Source organism: Parafilimonas terrae, from assembly GCF_900115755.1.
GTDB classification, from domain to species: Bacteria; Bacteroidota; Bacteroidia; order Chitinophagales; family Chitinophagaceae; genus Parafilimonas; species Parafilimonas terrae.
Genome location: NZ_FOXQ01000019.1, coordinates 1 through 16,643, shown reverse-complemented (window position 1 = coordinate 16,643; position 16,643 = coordinate 1). Strand labels below are relative to the sequence as shown.

Sequence of the window (16,643 nt, the reverse complement as noted above, 5' to 3'; positions counted from 1 at the left end):
ATTTATTCTTTCATAATCTTCGACAGCAGCCATATCACATTGCCGGTAGAGTTTGTCCAGATTTCTTTATAGGTAGCATTCACCTGCATGGGCATGTAAGGCGCATCTTCATTTTCAAAAGTCTCAATGCCCACGGGCACAGCACCTACCACATCGCCGGCATAAGCGCCATAGAGCGGCGGATAATTATATCCATCGCCATAAATCGTACTCATGGCAAAAGGATTGTATCCAACAATATATTCCAATTGCCTTGTGCCAATGTTTCGCAAGGTATCGTCATGCAAAGCATCCGCCAGCACAAAAGCCGCTTTTGCCTTTTCCATCAGCACAGAATGAAAACCCCTGAACTGGTAAGCCACAGGAAACCTGCGCAGGTAAAAATCGCCACCCAAATGAATGCCGTTTTTTGTTTCCGCATTATATTCTTCCATAGAAGGCATGCCCACAGCATCGCCTTCGTGGTAAATACCTTCAAAGTCTGCATTGTTCACTTCATATATCGCCGCAGGAAGAATACCATAGGGGGACATCACGGTGGAAGTTTCTTTTAAATAATCAGAATAGGCTTCGCAGCTTGCTTTCCATAAATGAGCATCTGCATTATCCGGCGCATCATGCAATAACATGGTTAGCCCGAGCATCATCATCTCTTCATTGCTGCGATGAAAATATTCGAGTATTCTTTTCTTCTTAGCAGATTCATAAAAGAAACCATGCAATGGCATTCTCCAATCGGTTCTTCGTTCCATTTGCTGCGCCTGCATCACCACGCGTGCATGCCGGGCAGCATCATTCAGATAGCGATCTTCTTTTGTCAAACGGTATAAATACATCGCCGCTACCACCGCCTGCGCATTCATCTCGGTTTCATTTTTTTCGTTGATGTCCGAATCAAATTTTGCGACTGCAAAACCATAATCCTCAATAGCCGCTTTTTTTAATAAATAACTAAAAGCCGCATCGTCTTTATAAAAAGGAACAGCAAGTGCGCAATAGGAAGCGGCAATAAAATTATCAGCCGGGGTATTAGTGGCTTTGTTTTCCATATCATCCTTGGTTCCTGTTTCATTGTCGCTCCAAATGCCAATGATGATGCCGCTTTCGCGGTAGCCATCGCCAAACCGGGTTTGCAGCGTCCAGTCCAAACCCCAGCGCGCTTCTTCCAGCAGCCGCTTATATAACTCAGGTCGTTTGTGCTGAATGGTGGAAGCCAACTCCAGCATACTGATACCCGCTCTTGCTGTATTGCCCACGCCCTGCGTTAAATCAGCCGCATCATGCCAGCCGCCGCTTACATTGATTTTTCTTCCGTCGGGACGCACACAATAAACATCCTGGTGGCAGATTTGATGAATGCCCGGTTGGTCGTAGCCACAGCGCTCCGCAAAAAAGAAATTCAGCGTATGCCATGCCGTGGCTAAGTAAGCATCATCGCCAATTAGAAAAGGTTTTGTTTCAAGCGAACCGATCTTTAATGTATAATAACCGGGTTTTTTAAAATTGGTGAAATCCATTGTTACAAAACCATTCCCTGTTTTTCTTCCATCACCGTTAAAAACGATTTTATGTTTTGCATCGAGCAATTGAAATTTGATGGTGTTTGTATGTTGTGCCAATGCCTGCTTGGCTGCATTGGTTCTATAGCCGCTATTGCTGAACGCAATGGCATTCCTTCGAAGGTCAAAGCCACGCGTGTTTTCCGCCGCCACTTTATCAATGCTCATATTGTCCACATACAACTTCAGCGTGTCTGAAGCACCTTTGGGAGAGCCCGTAAGCATGATATTCACCGAAAAGCCGGTGACTGCATCGCGGTATAAATCAGGTATTTCCCAAATAATGTGCGTCCATTTATTGGGATAGACTGTCACAAAATGCTGTCCTTCAAAACGGCCAGGTGTTGGCATTTCATGCTTTCCTTTGTTATACAATGTGCAGCCAACAAAAACCGAATTAAAGCCCGGAGCATCGGCATATACCCAAACAGAAAAACGATTGTATGCTTCCAGGTTTTCCCTGTTCAGGGGGCGCACCAGTTCGGCAGATGCATAACTCCTGTTGGTCGGATTTTTTTTAGCAAGCGAGGAAGGTGTTGTAATGAGTACACTGCCCTGGCCCGACACCGTATTGTTTTTATCCACGCTGATAGCGCCCGGCCCCTGCAGCTCCAGTGATTTGAAATCAGTAGCCAAAGGAAGGTAGCGTTGTAAGGTAGCTCTCTTTTTTTCCCACCTTGTGAAACCCATATCAGCAGAATCGGGCTTCATGGTAAAACGCAGGTATTGACTTTGATGAAGTTGTTTTTGCAATAAAGCATCCTGTGCATACGCGCAATGGATTACCATTCCAAAACAAAAAATAAAAAACAAAAATTTCTTAAAAACTGAATTTGATTTTATCATAAAATTTATTCTAAATCTTACTAAACAAAGAGCCGGCGCTCGTATAATAAATAATGTTGCCATCATCACTAATCACAACAGAAGTGGGCCGTTCGGGTGTTTTAATTTCTTTGATGAATTTGCCCTGCGCATCATACACATAAATTTCTCCGTCTGCTATATACACATTTCCTTTATCATCTTCTGCTGTTCCAAACTCGCCTTTCTCTGCAAAATATTTTAAGTTGCTTACATAGCCTTGCGCATCCACATCGAGCTTCACCGTGCGTTTATCATATTCATCAGTAACATAAGCGGGCTTGTTCGGAAACGCTTCAGACAAACAACTGGCCCTTGCAAGGTCATATACTTTTGGAATGATGGTAACGCCATCGGGCGCAATGAAACATTCCTCAGGCCTGTTTACAGTTACGGTATTGAAGTCGTGATAATCTCTCCAGCGATGGCCGGGATACAAGGCTTTATAAACATTTTGAACGCTGCTCATTTTTACTGTATCCAATAAATGAATGGTTTCATCAGGATTAGATGGATTAACTGAATACACCCACGTTGCAAAACCTGAATTACCCCAACCGCTGAATGAGGTTCCGCGGGCATCAGGCGGATTGGTAAATGCTTCCTGCTTTCCATTCACGATATAACCTTTCTGCGGATTGTATTTAAACACGACGAGTAAATTATCATTTTTATCACAAGCCAATGAAAGCGGCTCCCATGGATAATCTGCGAGCAATGTTGTTTGTTTCGATGAAGCATCATATTTATAAATTCTCTTCATTCTTGAATCGCAGAAATAAATATTGTTTTTGCTGTCGCGACAAATGCCTTCTGCAAATTCAAATCCTGTTGCAAGCTGATTTACTTCATTATTATTTGTAACAACCGAAGTGGCTTTATCAATATACAACCGGTTAAATTCCCACGGACGAACAGTTGTATTCGAGTTCACATCATACAAAGGATTGCTGGTGGTATATTTTATCTGGCTGTAATTATGCACGTTTAAAAATTCAATGTTGGACGAACCAAAATTTCTTATAGAATACGGATAAGGAACATTCACTCTTATCACACGAAACATATACAAATTGGCAAACACCATGTTTTTACAATGCTCTAATTCCATCGGCTGGCATTCAGAACTTTCGCGGCTTTCTTCTTCTAACTGCAATGCGTACACTTTAAAATTGGAAACATTGCTGAAACGAATTTCATTATGCACATGATGTTCGATAGACATGGCATAAATGCGTCCCGGTGTTGATGTATTGGAAATGTAAGCGCCGTTGGTGGCCCAGGTGTTTGCTGTCCAGATATTTTTAAATGTTCCGCCGCCGCCATCAGTAATCCACAAACTCCAGTATTGCGTTGCCCACAAAGGGTCGAAACCATTCACAAGGTTGTCGCCATAAATATCTTTCTCTTCGCTTTTGTGTTTCCAAATCCATTGCATTGTTCCGTGGCCGCCGATAAACTTCACATCATTCATGTAAGAATGTTCGCCCGCCATCCACTTGCATGCAACGGCGCGATAATTGGCAAAGCCTGTTGTAAGCCCGATGCCCGTTACAATATTGTTGCCGCCTTTGGAACTTTCAAGCAAAGGTTTTGGTGCGCCAAAGCCGCTGAATGCAGGCGTGCTTTCTGCTAGAATAAATTGAGTGCCGATTGGCGTCAATCCAATCAAAGCCGTATTGGGCTTTAGTTTGATGGTTTCACTTACGCGATACCAGCCTTGCGGCACATAAATGGTTTCGTATTTATCAATCGCATCCTGAATGGCTTTTGTATCATCCGTAACGCCATCGCCAACAGCACCCAGCGTTTTTAAATTTACCCAGCTATCTATAGCCGGAAAATCAGGAATATCTTTTTGCGCAGGCGCGGGTAAAGTTTTTAATGCTTCCATTTCAGCAATCGTTTTTACAACCGGGTCTGCATGCAAACTGTCCATTTGTAATCCCTGCATAAATGCTTTCACTTTATACACCTTTCCTTTTCCTTCCACTTTTTTTGTATCGTCGCGATAATTTACAAGCACCGGCACATTGCTGCAATCAATATTTTTCAAACTGATTTGATTGCCTGCATTATCCGGAAGGCTCACCAGAATCGCTTGTTGTTTTACATTTTCAAAACGGCAATCTTCCATGAATAATTTCTCTATATAATTCGGATTGATGTCAATAACCGACGGAACATTTTTTGCCTGCATGCGCACAATCGTCAAACCTGCTTCCTGTGTTTTGATAGCGGCTTTGCGCTGGCCTTCAAAATAAGTATCCACCATCATGAATTGCCAGCCCGGCGAAGGTTTCGTGGTATAGATGCCATATTCACCGCCAAAAAATTTTACATCTTCCATTTCATTGCCTACATCAAACATGCCGGCAAAACCATTGTTGATGTGAATGTCAACATGCGCAATAAAACTATGCTGCGCATAATGTGTGCGCAACGCCACTGCATACGGATTGCCATTTTCAATTTCCAGATCCACATTGCTCATAGCGCTGTAAAACGTTCCTGCGCCTGCATCTCCGGGTTTATGCCCCGGCCTGGGTACGCTGTGAATAAACCAGAACATGTATTTTGCATTGCCTTTGTCTGATGAATCAATCTCATTAAATCCCGGCGAATTTTTCTTCAGCACAATCAACGGGCGATTGGCGCCATAACCAATAATGCGAATGGCCTGCGGCACATAAATCGTTTTGCTGATGAGGTATTTTCCTTCGGGCAAAAAAAGTATTCCGAAATTGTGCGTGGTTTTTAATTCGTACAAAGCCTGTTGCAACACATCGCTCACATCCATTGAACCATCCGCTTTGATATTGAAATTTTCAGGCGTGAAATACACCGCATCCGAATCCATCAATTGTTTTGTATAAAACGATTTGCTTTTGGGTGTTGTATTTTTTTGTGCCTGGCTATAATTGATACAAAATAAAAAAGCTAAAAATGTTGCTGCAATAATTTTCATAATAGTGAATGTTATTGCAACAAACTTAAACATGATTTTGATTGAAGTCTGCAAATTGCTCTTTACAAAAAAACCGTTGCTTTTATAAACATGACAGGCTGTGCATTCAAGCTTAGCCTGCCGAAAAAAATTCCGGAAAGTAATAAATCAATTAAAAACTTCCGTTGAGGGTATGGAGGCTTTTTTTATATATTTACAACCTTTAAATTAAACCTGTAAATAATCAGATATGGATGCCGCCGTAAAACAAAAAGTTGACACCTGGCTTAATGGCAATTACGATAAAGAAACTAAAAATGAAATAAAAAAACTGCAAAGCAGTAAGGAAACAGAATTGATTGAATCGTTCTACCAGAACCTTGAATTTGGCACCGGCGGTTTGCGCGGTTTAATGGGCGTTGGCACCAACCGCATGAATAAGTACACGATTGGTATGGCCACGCAGGGTTTTGCCAACTATTTAAAGAAAACTTTAGGCGATGTTGAAATTAAAGTAGCTATTGCGCACGACAGCCGCAACAACAGCCGTTTTTTTGCAGAAACAACCGCTAATGTTTTTGCAGCCAATGGCATAAAGGTTTTTTTGTTTGAAGCGCTACGCCCTACGCCTGAATTAAGCTTCACCATCCGCCATTTAAAATTGAACGGCGGCGTTGTAATAACCGCTTCCCATAATCCGAAAGAATACAATGGTTATAAAGCTTATTGGAATGATGGCGGGCAACTGGTTCCGCCACACGATAAAAATGTAATTAAAGAAGTAGAAGCCATTAAAAGTGTGGATGATGTTAAGTTCAGCGGCGGTGAATCAAACATTACTATCATCGGTAAAGATATTGATGAGGCTTATATTAAAATGGTAAAAAGCCTGAGTGTTTATCCTGATGTTATTCAAAAACAGCACGATCTTAAAATCGTTTATACGCCCATTCATGGCACAGGCATAACACTGGTGCCAAAAGTGCTGAAAGAATTTGGTTTTGATAATGTAACGGTTGTGGAAGAACAGGAAACACCCGATGGCAATTTTCCAACCGTTGTTTATCCTAATCCGGAAGAAAGTGAGACCATGAGCATCGGCCTTAAAAAGGCTGCTGAACTGGATGCTGATATTTTATTAGGCACCGACCCGGATGCAGACCGCGTTGGCATCGGCATAAAAAATCATAAAGGCCAATGGGTGTTAATGAATGGTAATCAAACAGCGGTGCTGGCTATTTCTTACATGCTCGAAGCACGCAAAGCCAAAGGCATTGCACAGGCAAATGATATGGTTATAAAAACGATTGTAACCACTTATATGATTGACGCCATTGCAGAAAAAAATAATGTTGCATGTTATAATGTGCTTACCGGTTTTAAGTGGATTGCTGAATTAATAAAAGAGAAAGAAGGCAAGGAAAATTATATCATCGGTGGTGAAGAAAGTTTTGGTTTGATGGTGGGCGATAAGCTGCGTGATAAAGATGCTGTATCAGCCGTGGCCTTCTTATGCGAAATGGCGGCTTATGAAAAGAATAAAGGCGTTAGCTTATATGATAAGCTCATCGATCTTTATATTCAATATGGTTTCTTTTATGAAGAACTGATAAGCATTACTAAAAAAGGTATGCGCGGGCAGGAAGAAATTGCGGAGATGATGAAAGCTTATCGAGATAATCCGCCTACAACTATTAATAACTCCCCGGTTGTTGAATTACTCGATTATCAAACACAGGAAGGCAAAAATTTAAAAACCGGTAACTCCTGGAAAATTGATTTGCCGAAAAGCAATGTATTACAGTTTAAGCTGGAGGACGGTTCAAAAATTTCGGCAAGGCCAAGTGGTACTGAACCGAAAATTAAATTCTATTTTAGCGTGCGCACTACGCTTAAAAACAAAGAAGCGTTTGATGATGCACTGGCTTCACAAAAACAAAAGATACAGGATATTATTGTTGACATGAAGCTGAAATAATTTTTTAAGCCAATTGCTATACTTACTGCCTCGCATTTAGCGGGGCAGTTTATTTTTGCGCCATGCGTAAACCGGATTTGCGCTGAGAAGCTTTTGACTTCAAATTAATATGAGCGTTGTTGAATAACCGACTCCAAACCTTTAATATCAACAGATTGCCACAGATGCACAGATTTTTTTTGCTTTGGTGATAACATTTATATCTGTGCATCTGTGGCAATAAATATCTTAAATTGCTGAATAAATTAGCCTCAGGCCTTTAATATCAAACCCATGAAATTTTCCGCTAAAAGAAGAAACTTATAAGATCATAGGCCTTTGTATGGAAGTAAATAATAACACGGCCCTGGTTTTTTCGCAATTGTTTATAAGATGCTTTGGAATTGAACTCAATAATGAATTTTATGGATTACACGCTTAAAATAACTATTGCATAATTGTTACCTGCAGTTTTATTTTTGCGCCATGCGTAAACTAAGCATGGATGAACTGAACCGTAAAACAGTTGAAGAATTTAAGCAGGCGGAAAAACATAAGATAATTGTAGTGCTCGATAATATCCGCAGCGCTTACAATGTGGGCAGCATCTTCCGCACATCGGATGCCTTTTTAATTGAATGCATTTTTGTTTGCGGTTATACGCCGCCGCCAACGCACCGGCAGGTTGATAAAACGGCGCTTGGCGCATCTGAAACAGTTGACTGGATGCAGTTTGACAATATTGTTGACGCCATCAATCAACTCAAACAAAATGATTATAGAATTTATGCCGTTGAGCAGGCTGAACAAAGTATTTCACTTGAAAATTTTTCTATCCCCCACAACCAAAAAACAGCCGTTGTTTTTGGCAATGAAGTAACCGGCGTGCAGGACCTGGTGATGCAGCAATGCGACGGCTGCATTGAAATTCCGCAGCAGGGTATGAAGCATTCTTTAAATGTAAGCGTTGCCGCCGGTGTTGTATTATGGCAGCTGGTAAAAAGTATAACATACGCTGATCTTTGAAATTAAAATAAACTTCTCTTCTGCAGCATGACAGTTGAAAACACGGCACCTTCCGTTTTAAAAACAAAACCGCATTTTAATATACTTGATGGCTTAAGGGGCATAGCAGCACTGGCTGTTGTTATATTTCATTTTATGGAATGGGTTTTCCCGGATTACAACCAAAACTTTATAGGCCACGGTTTTCTCGCAGTTGATTTTTTCTTCTGCCTTTCCGGTTTTGTTATTGGTTATGCTTATGATAACCGCATGCCGCAAATGGGTTTAAAAAATTTCTTCGCTCTGCGTTTAATACGGTTGCATCCGCTCGTTGTATTGGGTACTGTACTTGGTGTTGCGGGCTTCCTGCTCGATCCATTTTCCAATGCTTATACCAGTTACAATACAGGCAGGGTTTTATTGCTCTTTATGAGTTCAATCATGCTTATTCCAATGCCTGCAATGGAAGACCGCGGTTTTAATTTATTTGGCCTGAATGCGCCATCGTGGTCGCTGTTTTGGGAATATATCGCCAACATTATTTATGCATTTATTTTATGCAGGATAAAGCGAAGCCTGCTTATTATAATAACAATATCGGCGGCTATACTTTTATGTTATGTAAGCTATCGTTCGGGTAATTTATTGGGCGGCTGGTCAGGGGAAACTTTTTGGGATGGCGGCACAAGATTGGCCTATTCATTTTCTGCAGGAATTTTAATATATCGCAGTAACTGGATCATTAAAAACAATATCGGTTTTATTGGCCTCACAGTGTTGTTAAGCCTGGCTTTTATTATGCCCGGAACAAGTTTTAACTGGTTAACAGAATTGCTTGTTGTGTTGTTTTATTTTCCCTTGATCGTATCGCTTGGCGCAGGCGCTGCACTTAATCCGAAAATGAAAAACATCTGCGTGTTTTCAGGCAACATATCCTATCCTTTATATATGACACATTATGCCGCAATATGGATATTCGGCAATTATTACACCGGCTTCAAACCATCAATGGATAAACTTCCTTTCATTATTATTCCCGGTATATTTTTTTTAGTTGCATTTGCCTGGCTGGTGATGAAATTTTATGATATCCCGGTAAGAAAATATTTGAAGAAGAAGTTTGTGGATTCGTAATAACATTTACTTTGGCTTGCAGCCAGGTTCGAATCGTCTTTGGGTTACCAGCCAAGATATTTAAGAAGAAAAAAAGTAACTTTAAGTTATGGAAACACAAGCCATTCCAAGAACTATAAAGCAGGTGTTTGACATGTTGCCGCAAGGCACATTGGCACAACTCATAAACAATAACATTATTATGTCTCCCGCACCCACAGAAGCGCACCAGCGCATGTTGATTTTTTTGTCTACTGAAATAAATGTGTACGTAAGGAAAAATAAATTAGGCAGGGTTTATTTTTCACCTTTAGATGTAGAATTAAATTATGGCAATGTGTATCAGCCCGACTTATTATTTATCAGCAATGAAAACGCCGGCATCATTCATCAAAAACGCATTTATGGCGCTCCTGATTTAGTAATAGAAATTTTATCATCAGGAACTGAAAAATATGATTTAGGCAAAAAGCTTGAAGTATATGAAAAATCCGGTGTGCAGGAATATATTATAATTGATTTTATGCAGGAAAAACCAACTGCAAAAGCTTTTCTTTCAGATGTATTTAAAACTCAGTTTAAAGTTGAGTATGAAAATTCATCAGTTGTAACCATCCGCACTTTAAATAACCTGCAAATAAATTTGGAAGAGTATTAACTCCCTTTCCCAAAGAGAGTGTATAAAAACTTCAACCTATTTTTGCAGCATGACCACGGTTAAGAACTATTTATCACTCGTAAAATTTTCACATACAATATTTGCATTACCGTTTGCATTGATTGGATTTTTTTTGGGAGTAATGTGGAAACAAACTCATACCATAACTGCTGTTCCATATTATATTTATTATGGCTTACCTTTTATAGGAGTCCTCATCTGCATGGTTTCCGCCCGCAGCGCCGCCATGGCTTTCAACCGTTATCTCGACAGGAGCTTCGACGCCAAAAATCCAAGAACCGCCATTCGCGAAATTCCCAAAGGCATTATATCGCCGCAAAGCGCGTTAAGGTTTGTAATATTGAATTGCGTCATCTTTATAACAGCAACATTTTTTATCAATGAAATTTGCTTCTTCCTCTCTCCTATAGCTTTGTTTGTGGTATTGTTTTACAGTTATACAAAACGTTTTACACCCCTTTGCCACCTGGTATTAGGTTTAGGTTTATCACTTGCGCCCATTGGCGCTTACCTGGCCGTAACAGGCAGGTTTGATGTATTGCCCATATTATTTTCATTCGCTGTAATATTCTGGGTGAGCGGTTTTGACATTATTTATGCTCTGCAGGATATTGAGTTCGATCAATCACAAAAACTCTATTCTATTCCTGCTGTTGTGGGCAAATCAAAAGCCCTGCATGTTTCTGAATCATTGCACCTGTTGAGCGCAGCCTGTGTGATTGCCGCCGGTTTCTATGGTCATTTTCACTTTGTGTACTGGATAGGCATTGCTGTTTTTTGCGGCATGCTATTGTACCAGCACTCTATCGTTAAACCAAACGATTTAAGACGGGTAAACCTCGCCTTTATGACGGCCAACGGTATTGCAAGCGTAGTATTTGGAGTTCTTGTAATCGCAGATCTGTTTATAAACTAAACTGTCATTTATCATCCGTTAACAATTTTATGCCCCGAATTCTCTGCATAGATTATGGTAAAAAACGTACCGGCCTCGCCGTAACCGATCCTTTTAAAATTATTGCATCGGCATTAACAACCGTTGAAACAAAAGACCTGTTTTCTTTTCTTAAAAAATATTTTCAGCAGGAAGCAGTAGAATTGGTATTGGTTGGCGAGCCCAAAAACTGGGATGAAAGCGATACACATGCCACGCCACTGGTGCATCAGTTCATACAAAAATTTAAGAAAGATTTTCCATTGATGAAAATTGAAACGGTTGATGAACGTTACACTTCCAAACTGGCTTCGCAGGCAATGGTTGAAATGGGCATGAAGAAAAAAGACCGCCAAAAAAAGGGAAATGTTGACCAAATAGCCGCCACCATTATGTTGCAGGAGTATTTGAAAGCTCTTAACTTTTAATTTTTTACTTTTGTTGCTATGGCAACTATTATTACCATAACAAAGGATGATACAAAAGACTCTATAAAAAAGAAAGTAGAAGCCGTTGGCGATTCATCTAAATTTATTAATGGCCTTGATGCAAAAAAGTTTACAGGCAAAATAAAATCTTTTGGTGATGGCCTTGATTTTCAAAGAAAACTGAGAAATGAGTGGAATTAAAATTCTTGCAGATACCAATGCCATTATTTATCATCTTGCAGGAAACCAAAAGATTGAAACCATCCTGAATAATAATCTTATCTATATTTCATCTATAACGTACGCTCAATTGCTTTCAAAGCAATATATCAGTTCTATACATATTATTCATACAAACGACCTTATTTGCGAAATTGCCGCTGGCTTAAGAAAAAACTTTAAAATTAAACTTCCTGATGCTATTATTGCCGCAACGAGTTTTTTCCTGAACACTCCTTTAATAACGTTTGATGAAGTTTTTTATAAAATAGATGATTTAAAAATATTAAAGTTAGATCTCTCATGATTTTACCTATCGTAGCATACGGCACACCGGTTTTAAGAACGGTTGCAAAAAATATAACGCCAGATTATCCCAATCTCGAAAAGCTGGTTGCAGATATGTGGGAAACACTCTACGCCAGCAGCGGCGTGGGTTTGGCTGCACCGCAGGTGAATAAAGACATCCGCCTGTTTCTTGTGGACAGCGAGCAGCTTTTTGCCAACCAGGAAGATGATGAAAAAGGTAAGTATCCCGATGAACCAGGTTTTAAAAAAGTGTTCATTAATGCAAAGATCATTGAAACCAATGGTTTGCCCTGGGATTATAACGAAGGCTGTTTAAGCATTCCTAAAATAAGGGAAGATATTTCAAGGCCGGAGAGCGTAACCATTGAATATGATGATGAAAATTTCAATCATCATATTGATACATTTAATGGTATCACAGCCCGCATCATTCAGCATGAATACGACCATATTGAAGGCAAACTTTTTATAGATTACCTTAAGCCATTCAGAAAAAAATTATTGCAGGGTAAGCTTACTGACATTACTAAAGGAAAGGTGAAAGTGGATTATAAAATGGCATTCCCCAAATAAAACGCCCTATGTAAAATATATTTTTCAAGCAGAAGACCCAGGGCGTTGCATGAGACCATTAAAAAACAGACTTGTACGAATGAAATTAATTTATGTAGTCTTTGTCTTAACCCTGTTGCCTGCCATTACTTTTTCTCAGCAAAAAGATTCTTTTATTGTTGAAGGAAAAGACACTACTATTATTATTGATAAAGGCACTTTTACGCTTAAACCGGTAATTGTGCAAAGCGGCATTGACTATGAAAGCCTCCTGCGCCGCATTCAAAACGATACTACTTTTTATAAAGCATTCCGCAACCTGCATATTGTTGCATTCACATCATACAACAATATAAGCATGCTGAATAAAAGCGGCGGCGTGCAGGCAAGCTATTACAGTAAAACAAAGCAGCACCGTGAAAACGGCTGCCGTTATATGGAAACGCTCGATCAAAAAACCACCGGCGATTTTCTTAAGCCTAACGGCGACTTTAATTATTTAACGGGTGAAATGTATGCATCCATTTTTCTTACCAAAGGCAAAACCTGCGGTGAAGATAATATTGTTGCAGGCCGCGAATTTTCTACCGCCGGCAAAAGCGGCACCGAAAAACACAAAGAACAATTAAAGATGCTGTTCTTTAATCCCGGCAGAAAAATTCCGGGCATACCGTTTATTGGCAATAAGCTCGACCTGTATGATGAAGATGCGCATAAGCTTTATGATTATGCACTTGATTACGATACTTACAAAGGCAATTCCGTTTATATTTTCAGCATAAAACCTAAAGAAGGCCTCGGCTTTTTTAGCAGGAAGAATATTGTAGTGGATGAAATGACAACAAGGTTTGATGCTGCAACAATGGAAGTGGTAAGCCGCAGTTATTCATTAAGCTATAAAGCGGGGCTTTATGATTTTAATGTAACGATGGAAGTAGAGATGACGCATGTTGGTAATTTGCTGGTGCCTGAAGCCATGCGTTATAAAGGCAACTTCAGTGCGATAACCAAAAAAAGAGAACGCGGAGAATTTACCGCAACATTATTTGATTTTAAGCCGGAACTTTGACGGGTTACCACGTCAGGCAGTCAAAGCCCTGAGATCATTTAAACATCCCAATTTCACATGAACAGGTTAGAAGAATTATTTCAGCGCAAGAAAGAAAAAATATTAAATGTTTACTGCACCGCTGGCTTTCCTGAACTGGACAGCACATTAACAGTGATGAAAGCTTTGCAGGATAATGGCGCCGATATTATTGAGCTTGGCATGCCTTACAGCGATCCGCTGGCTGACGGGCCGGTTATACAGGCAAGTGGCACAAGGGCTTTGCAGAACGGCATGACGATTGAAAAACTGTTTGCCCAATTGCAGGATTGCCGCAAAGAAATTTATATACCCATTATTTTAATGGGCTACATGAACCCTGTGCTGCAATATGGCTTTGAAAGGTTTTGCCAGCATGCCGCCGCCATTCCGGTTGATGGTTTAATTCTTCCCGATTTGCCGGAACATGAATTTGAAACGGAATACGGCCCCATCATTAAGCGCTATGGCCTTGACTTTATTTTTTTGGTAACGCCAGAAACATCGGAAGAAAGAATAAAAAAACTGGATGAATTAAGCACTGGTTTTTTATATGCGGTTTCCTCTTCATCCACAACAGGTAAGCAGCAGGATTTTGATGCAGTTGAAAAATATTTGCAGCGCCTGCAAGGCATGAACTTAAAAAATCCTGTACTGGTGGGTTTTGGTATAAAAGATAAACAAAGTTTTGAAACCGCCTGCAAGCATGCCAGCGGCGCTATTATCGGCACGGCTTATATTAAAAATATTGAATCGGCACAAGATATTAAGGCAGGTACCAAAGCATTTTTGCAGCCGATTATTGGTTAGTAATTCAATATGCGGTACAAGTGAGTGACCAACCCTGCCTGCGTGAATGTAGTTCGGGCAGGGAAGATGCCATGCAATACCATAGCTGGCAACATAATAAACTAAATCTTTGCGAAGCAATGATTTTTAAATTTGAACAGTAAATATGAATGCTATTATGATGCGGAAATGGATTTTTATGTTGTTGTTATTACCTGCAATTGCAAATGCACAGGATAAGAAGAATTTTTTGATAACAGGCCATATCACATCTGTTCCAGAAAGCACGCAGGTTATTTTACTTGGCTTTAATGGCACCGATACGCTTGCCACTTCTACCGTGCAAAATGGCATTTTTAAATTGAGCGGCGCAGTTGATAATATTGATGCCCGTATTATTCTTTTTCCATCATTGCAGCGCAGGGTTGTGGTATTTATGGGCGGCGATACGGTGAACATTAACGGCAGCAGCGAAAATGATATGGTAATTACCGGCTCGCCCAGCAATATTGAATATGAAGAATTTTTATACGACATTAAGCCTATAAATGATTACGTAAGTTATTACCGCAACCAGGTAATGTCGGCTACATCGCAGGGCCTGCATGATTCTGCTTCTATTATGCTGAACACAGCTTATAATATTTATCAAAATTCAATTGACCGTTTTCTTCAGCGTAAAAAAAATTCTCCCGTTGCAGCTTTATTGCTGGCATACAGCTATGATACCGACCCTAACCGCGATGTATTATTGCTTGAAAAGAGATATGCGCAGCTTGGCGGCCCTGCATTAAAAAGCCAGTTTGCCACAAACCTTTCAGAAGTAATTAAACGTGATAAAATAGGCGCTGTGGGTACGCAGTCAATTGAGTTTTCGCAACCGGACACATCGGGTAAAAAAGTTTCTTTCTCACAGTTTAAGGGAAAGTATGTGCTGATTGATTTTTGGGCAAGCTGGTGCAAGCCCTGCCGCCTGGAAAACCCTAACGTGGTGGCTGCTTACAATAAATACAAAGACAAAAATTTTACGGTGCTCGGCGTTTCGCTGGATGCCGATAAAGCAAGCTGGCTTAAAGCCATTCACGCCGATAATTTAAGCTGGACGCACGTGAGTGATTTGAAACAATTTCAGAATGCGGTGGCAGAAATGTATCATATAGACATGATACCTCAAAACATACTCGTTGACCCCAATGGTAAAATTATTGCCCGCAACCTTCGCGGCGATGCATTGGAACAAAAGCTGAAGGAAGTGCTGAATTGAAAGCTGCTAAAAAGCTGTGAGCCATGAGCTGCGTGCATTCACTTATTACATCATCCATAACTGATTATTTATTGCTCATTCAATGTCGTTCATTTAAGAAAATATTCAACAAAACAATGTTCAATTGCAAACTCAGCAAATTGAGCATTGAATATTGATTATTGATTATTGTATTTTTCAAAAAATTAAACCTTAAATCAACGACATTGATTGCTCATTGGTTATTTTTCTTCAAGCTGCAGGCACCCCTAAAAAATAAGATTGGTTTTGTTCTTTATCTTTTCGGGAGTAAGCTCGGTTACAAGCTGCACGCCGTTTATTTTTTTCAGGTTTTGCTGCAGCAGCAAGAAATCTTCATCATTCAGGTTGGCAGATTTGGCAAGCCATAAAAAATCGAAATGCTTAAATTCAGGTAAAAGGTGTTCCCCTTCAAACTGGTTGTGATAAATATAATGTTCGGTTTCACAGCCCGGCTCGCAAAACTGGTACACTTCAAAAAAATAATTCCTGCCTTTTTTGTTTAACTGAATTTCAGCATCGGCATTCAGCCTGAAATCTACATGCAAATGCGTATTCACCAGCCAGCAAAAGCGGAAATTCTTGGTTTGCGACATTATGCCCAGCATTCTTGCACCGGTAAAAAAATCATCTTCAATGCCATCAATATTTAAAACCAGTTTTGCCATAAAGAAAGCAAGTAACTAAACATTTTTGTTTCGGGAAAGAGGTTGATTGTATTTTTCTGATGGCTGCTGCTCTTATGCTGCCTTACAAATACGGGCGAAGTTGAAATCCATTTGTATAAAGGAAAGGCAACAACCGGCAATCCGGTAATAATTCAAGCTACAGAACAGTTTGGAATACAGAAAGGATTCAGCACCGTTACAGTTGTAAACCCTTCCACCCTGCAGGAAGCAAGGTTCACGGCAATGGTGAG

Annotated in this window: 15 protein-coding genes; 12 read left to right on the top strand and 3 right to left on the bottom strand. The window is 40.1% G+C overall.

Annotation, left to right across the window (positions count from 1 at the left end; genetic code table 11):
- Positions 1–2 precede the first annotated feature (2 nt).
- Both BM015_RS20365 and BM015_RS20360 read right to left on the bottom strand, forming a co-directional pair.
- Positions 3–2,348 (bottom strand): glycoside hydrolase family 9 protein, encoded by a 2,346-nt coding sequence (locus BM015_RS20365; protein ID WP_090663115.1) that lies wholly within the window; start codon positions 2,346–2,348, stop codon positions 3–5.
- A 67-nt stretch (positions 2,349–2,415) separates the two neighbouring features.
- Positions 2,416–5,391 (bottom strand): glycosyl hydrolase family 28-related protein, encoded by a 2,976-nt coding sequence (locus tag BM015_RS20360; RefSeq protein WP_177191979.1) that lies wholly within the window; start codon positions 5,389–5,391, stop codon positions 2,416–2,418.
- Between the two features lie 229 nt (positions 5,392–5,620).
- Here BM015_RS20360 and BM015_RS20355 point away from each other — a divergent pair, with 229 nt between their 5' ends.
- The 12 genes from BM015_RS20355 (at position 5,621) to BM015_RS20300 (ending at position 15,706) form a co-directional block, all read left to right on the top strand.
- The gene (locus BM015_RS20355) at positions 5,621–7,348 is read left to right on the top strand and encodes a phospho-sugar mutase (protein ID WP_090663045.1); all 1,728 of its coding nucleotides are present in this window, start codon (positions 5,621–5,623) and stop codon (positions 7,346–7,348) included.
- Positions 7,349–7,813: 465 nt separating this feature from the next.
- A complete protein-coding gene (locus tag BM015_RS20350) occupies positions 7,814–8,353 on the top strand; it encodes an RNA methyltransferase (RefSeq protein ID WP_090663043.1) in 540 nt (179 codons plus the stop codon).
- Positions 8,354–8,380: 27 nt separating this feature from the next.
- Entirely contained in the window at positions 8,381–9,466 is a 1,086-nt protein-coding gene (locus BM015_RS20345; RefSeq protein WP_090663041.1) for an acyltransferase family protein, read from the top strand.
- 88 nt (positions 9,467–9,554) lie between these two features.
- Positions 9,555–10,103: a Uma2 family endonuclease gene (locus BM015_RS20340; RefSeq protein ID WP_090663038.1), complete on the top strand. Its 549-nt coding sequence runs from the start codon at positions 9,555–9,557 to the stop codon at positions 10,101–10,103.
- Between the two features lie 49 nt (positions 10,104–10,152).
- Positions 10,153–11,040 (top strand): UbiA-like polyprenyltransferase, encoded by an 888-nt coding sequence (locus BM015_RS20335; RefSeq protein ID WP_090663036.1) that lies wholly within the window; start codon positions 10,153–10,155, stop codon positions 11,038–11,040.
- Between the two features lie 29 nt (positions 11,041–11,069).
- Entirely contained in the window at positions 11,070–11,486 is a 417-nt protein-coding gene (gene ruvX / locus BM015_RS20330; RefSeq protein WP_090663034.1) for a Holliday junction resolvase RuvX, read from the top strand.
- Positions 11,487–11,504: 18 nt separating this feature from the next.
- Positions 11,505–11,687 carry a hypothetical protein gene (locus BM015_RS20325; RefSeq protein WP_090663032.1) on the top strand — a complete coding sequence of 61 codons (183 nt, stop codon included), beginning with the start codon at positions 11,505–11,507 and terminating at the stop codon, positions 11,685–11,687.
- Positions 11,674–12,012 (top strand): PIN domain-containing protein, encoded by a 339-nt coding sequence (locus tag BM015_RS20320; RefSeq protein ID WP_090663030.1) that lies wholly within the window; start codon positions 11,674–11,676, stop codon positions 12,010–12,012. The genes BM015_RS20325 and BM015_RS20320 overlap by 14 nt, the downstream gene beginning before the upstream one ends.
- A complete protein-coding gene (def, locus tag BM015_RS20315) occupies positions 12,009–12,587 on the top strand; it encodes a peptide deformylase (RefSeq protein ID WP_090663028.1) in 579 nt (192 codons plus the stop codon). The genes BM015_RS20320 and def overlap by 4 nt, the downstream gene beginning before the upstream one ends.
- Before the next feature lie 79 nt (positions 12,588–12,666).
- A complete protein-coding gene (locus BM015_RS20310) occupies positions 12,667–13,635 on the top strand; it encodes a hypothetical protein (RefSeq protein WP_090663026.1) in 969 nt (322 codons plus the stop codon).
- 57 nt (positions 13,636–13,692) lie between these two features.
- On the top strand, positions 13,693–14,463 hold the full coding sequence (gene trpA / locus BM015_RS20305) for a tryptophan synthase subunit alpha (RefSeq protein WP_090663025.1): 771 nt from the start codon (positions 13,693–13,695) through the stop codon (positions 14,461–14,463).
- Positions 14,464–14,608: 145 nt separating this feature from the next.
- Positions 14,609–15,706: a TlpA disulfide reductase family protein gene (locus BM015_RS20300; RefSeq protein ID WP_090663023.1), complete on the top strand. Its 1,098-nt coding sequence runs from the start codon at positions 14,609–14,611 to the stop codon at positions 15,704–15,706.
- A 248-nt stretch (positions 15,707–15,954) separates the two neighbouring features.
- On the opposite strand, the gene BM015_RS20295 is transcribed toward BM015_RS20300, so the two are convergent.
- Positions 15,955–16,392: an IPExxxVDY family protein gene (locus tag BM015_RS20295; protein ID WP_090663021.1), complete on the bottom strand. Its 438-nt coding sequence runs from the start codon at positions 16,390–16,392 to the stop codon at positions 15,955–15,957.
- Positions 16,393–16,643: the final 251 nt, after the last annotated feature.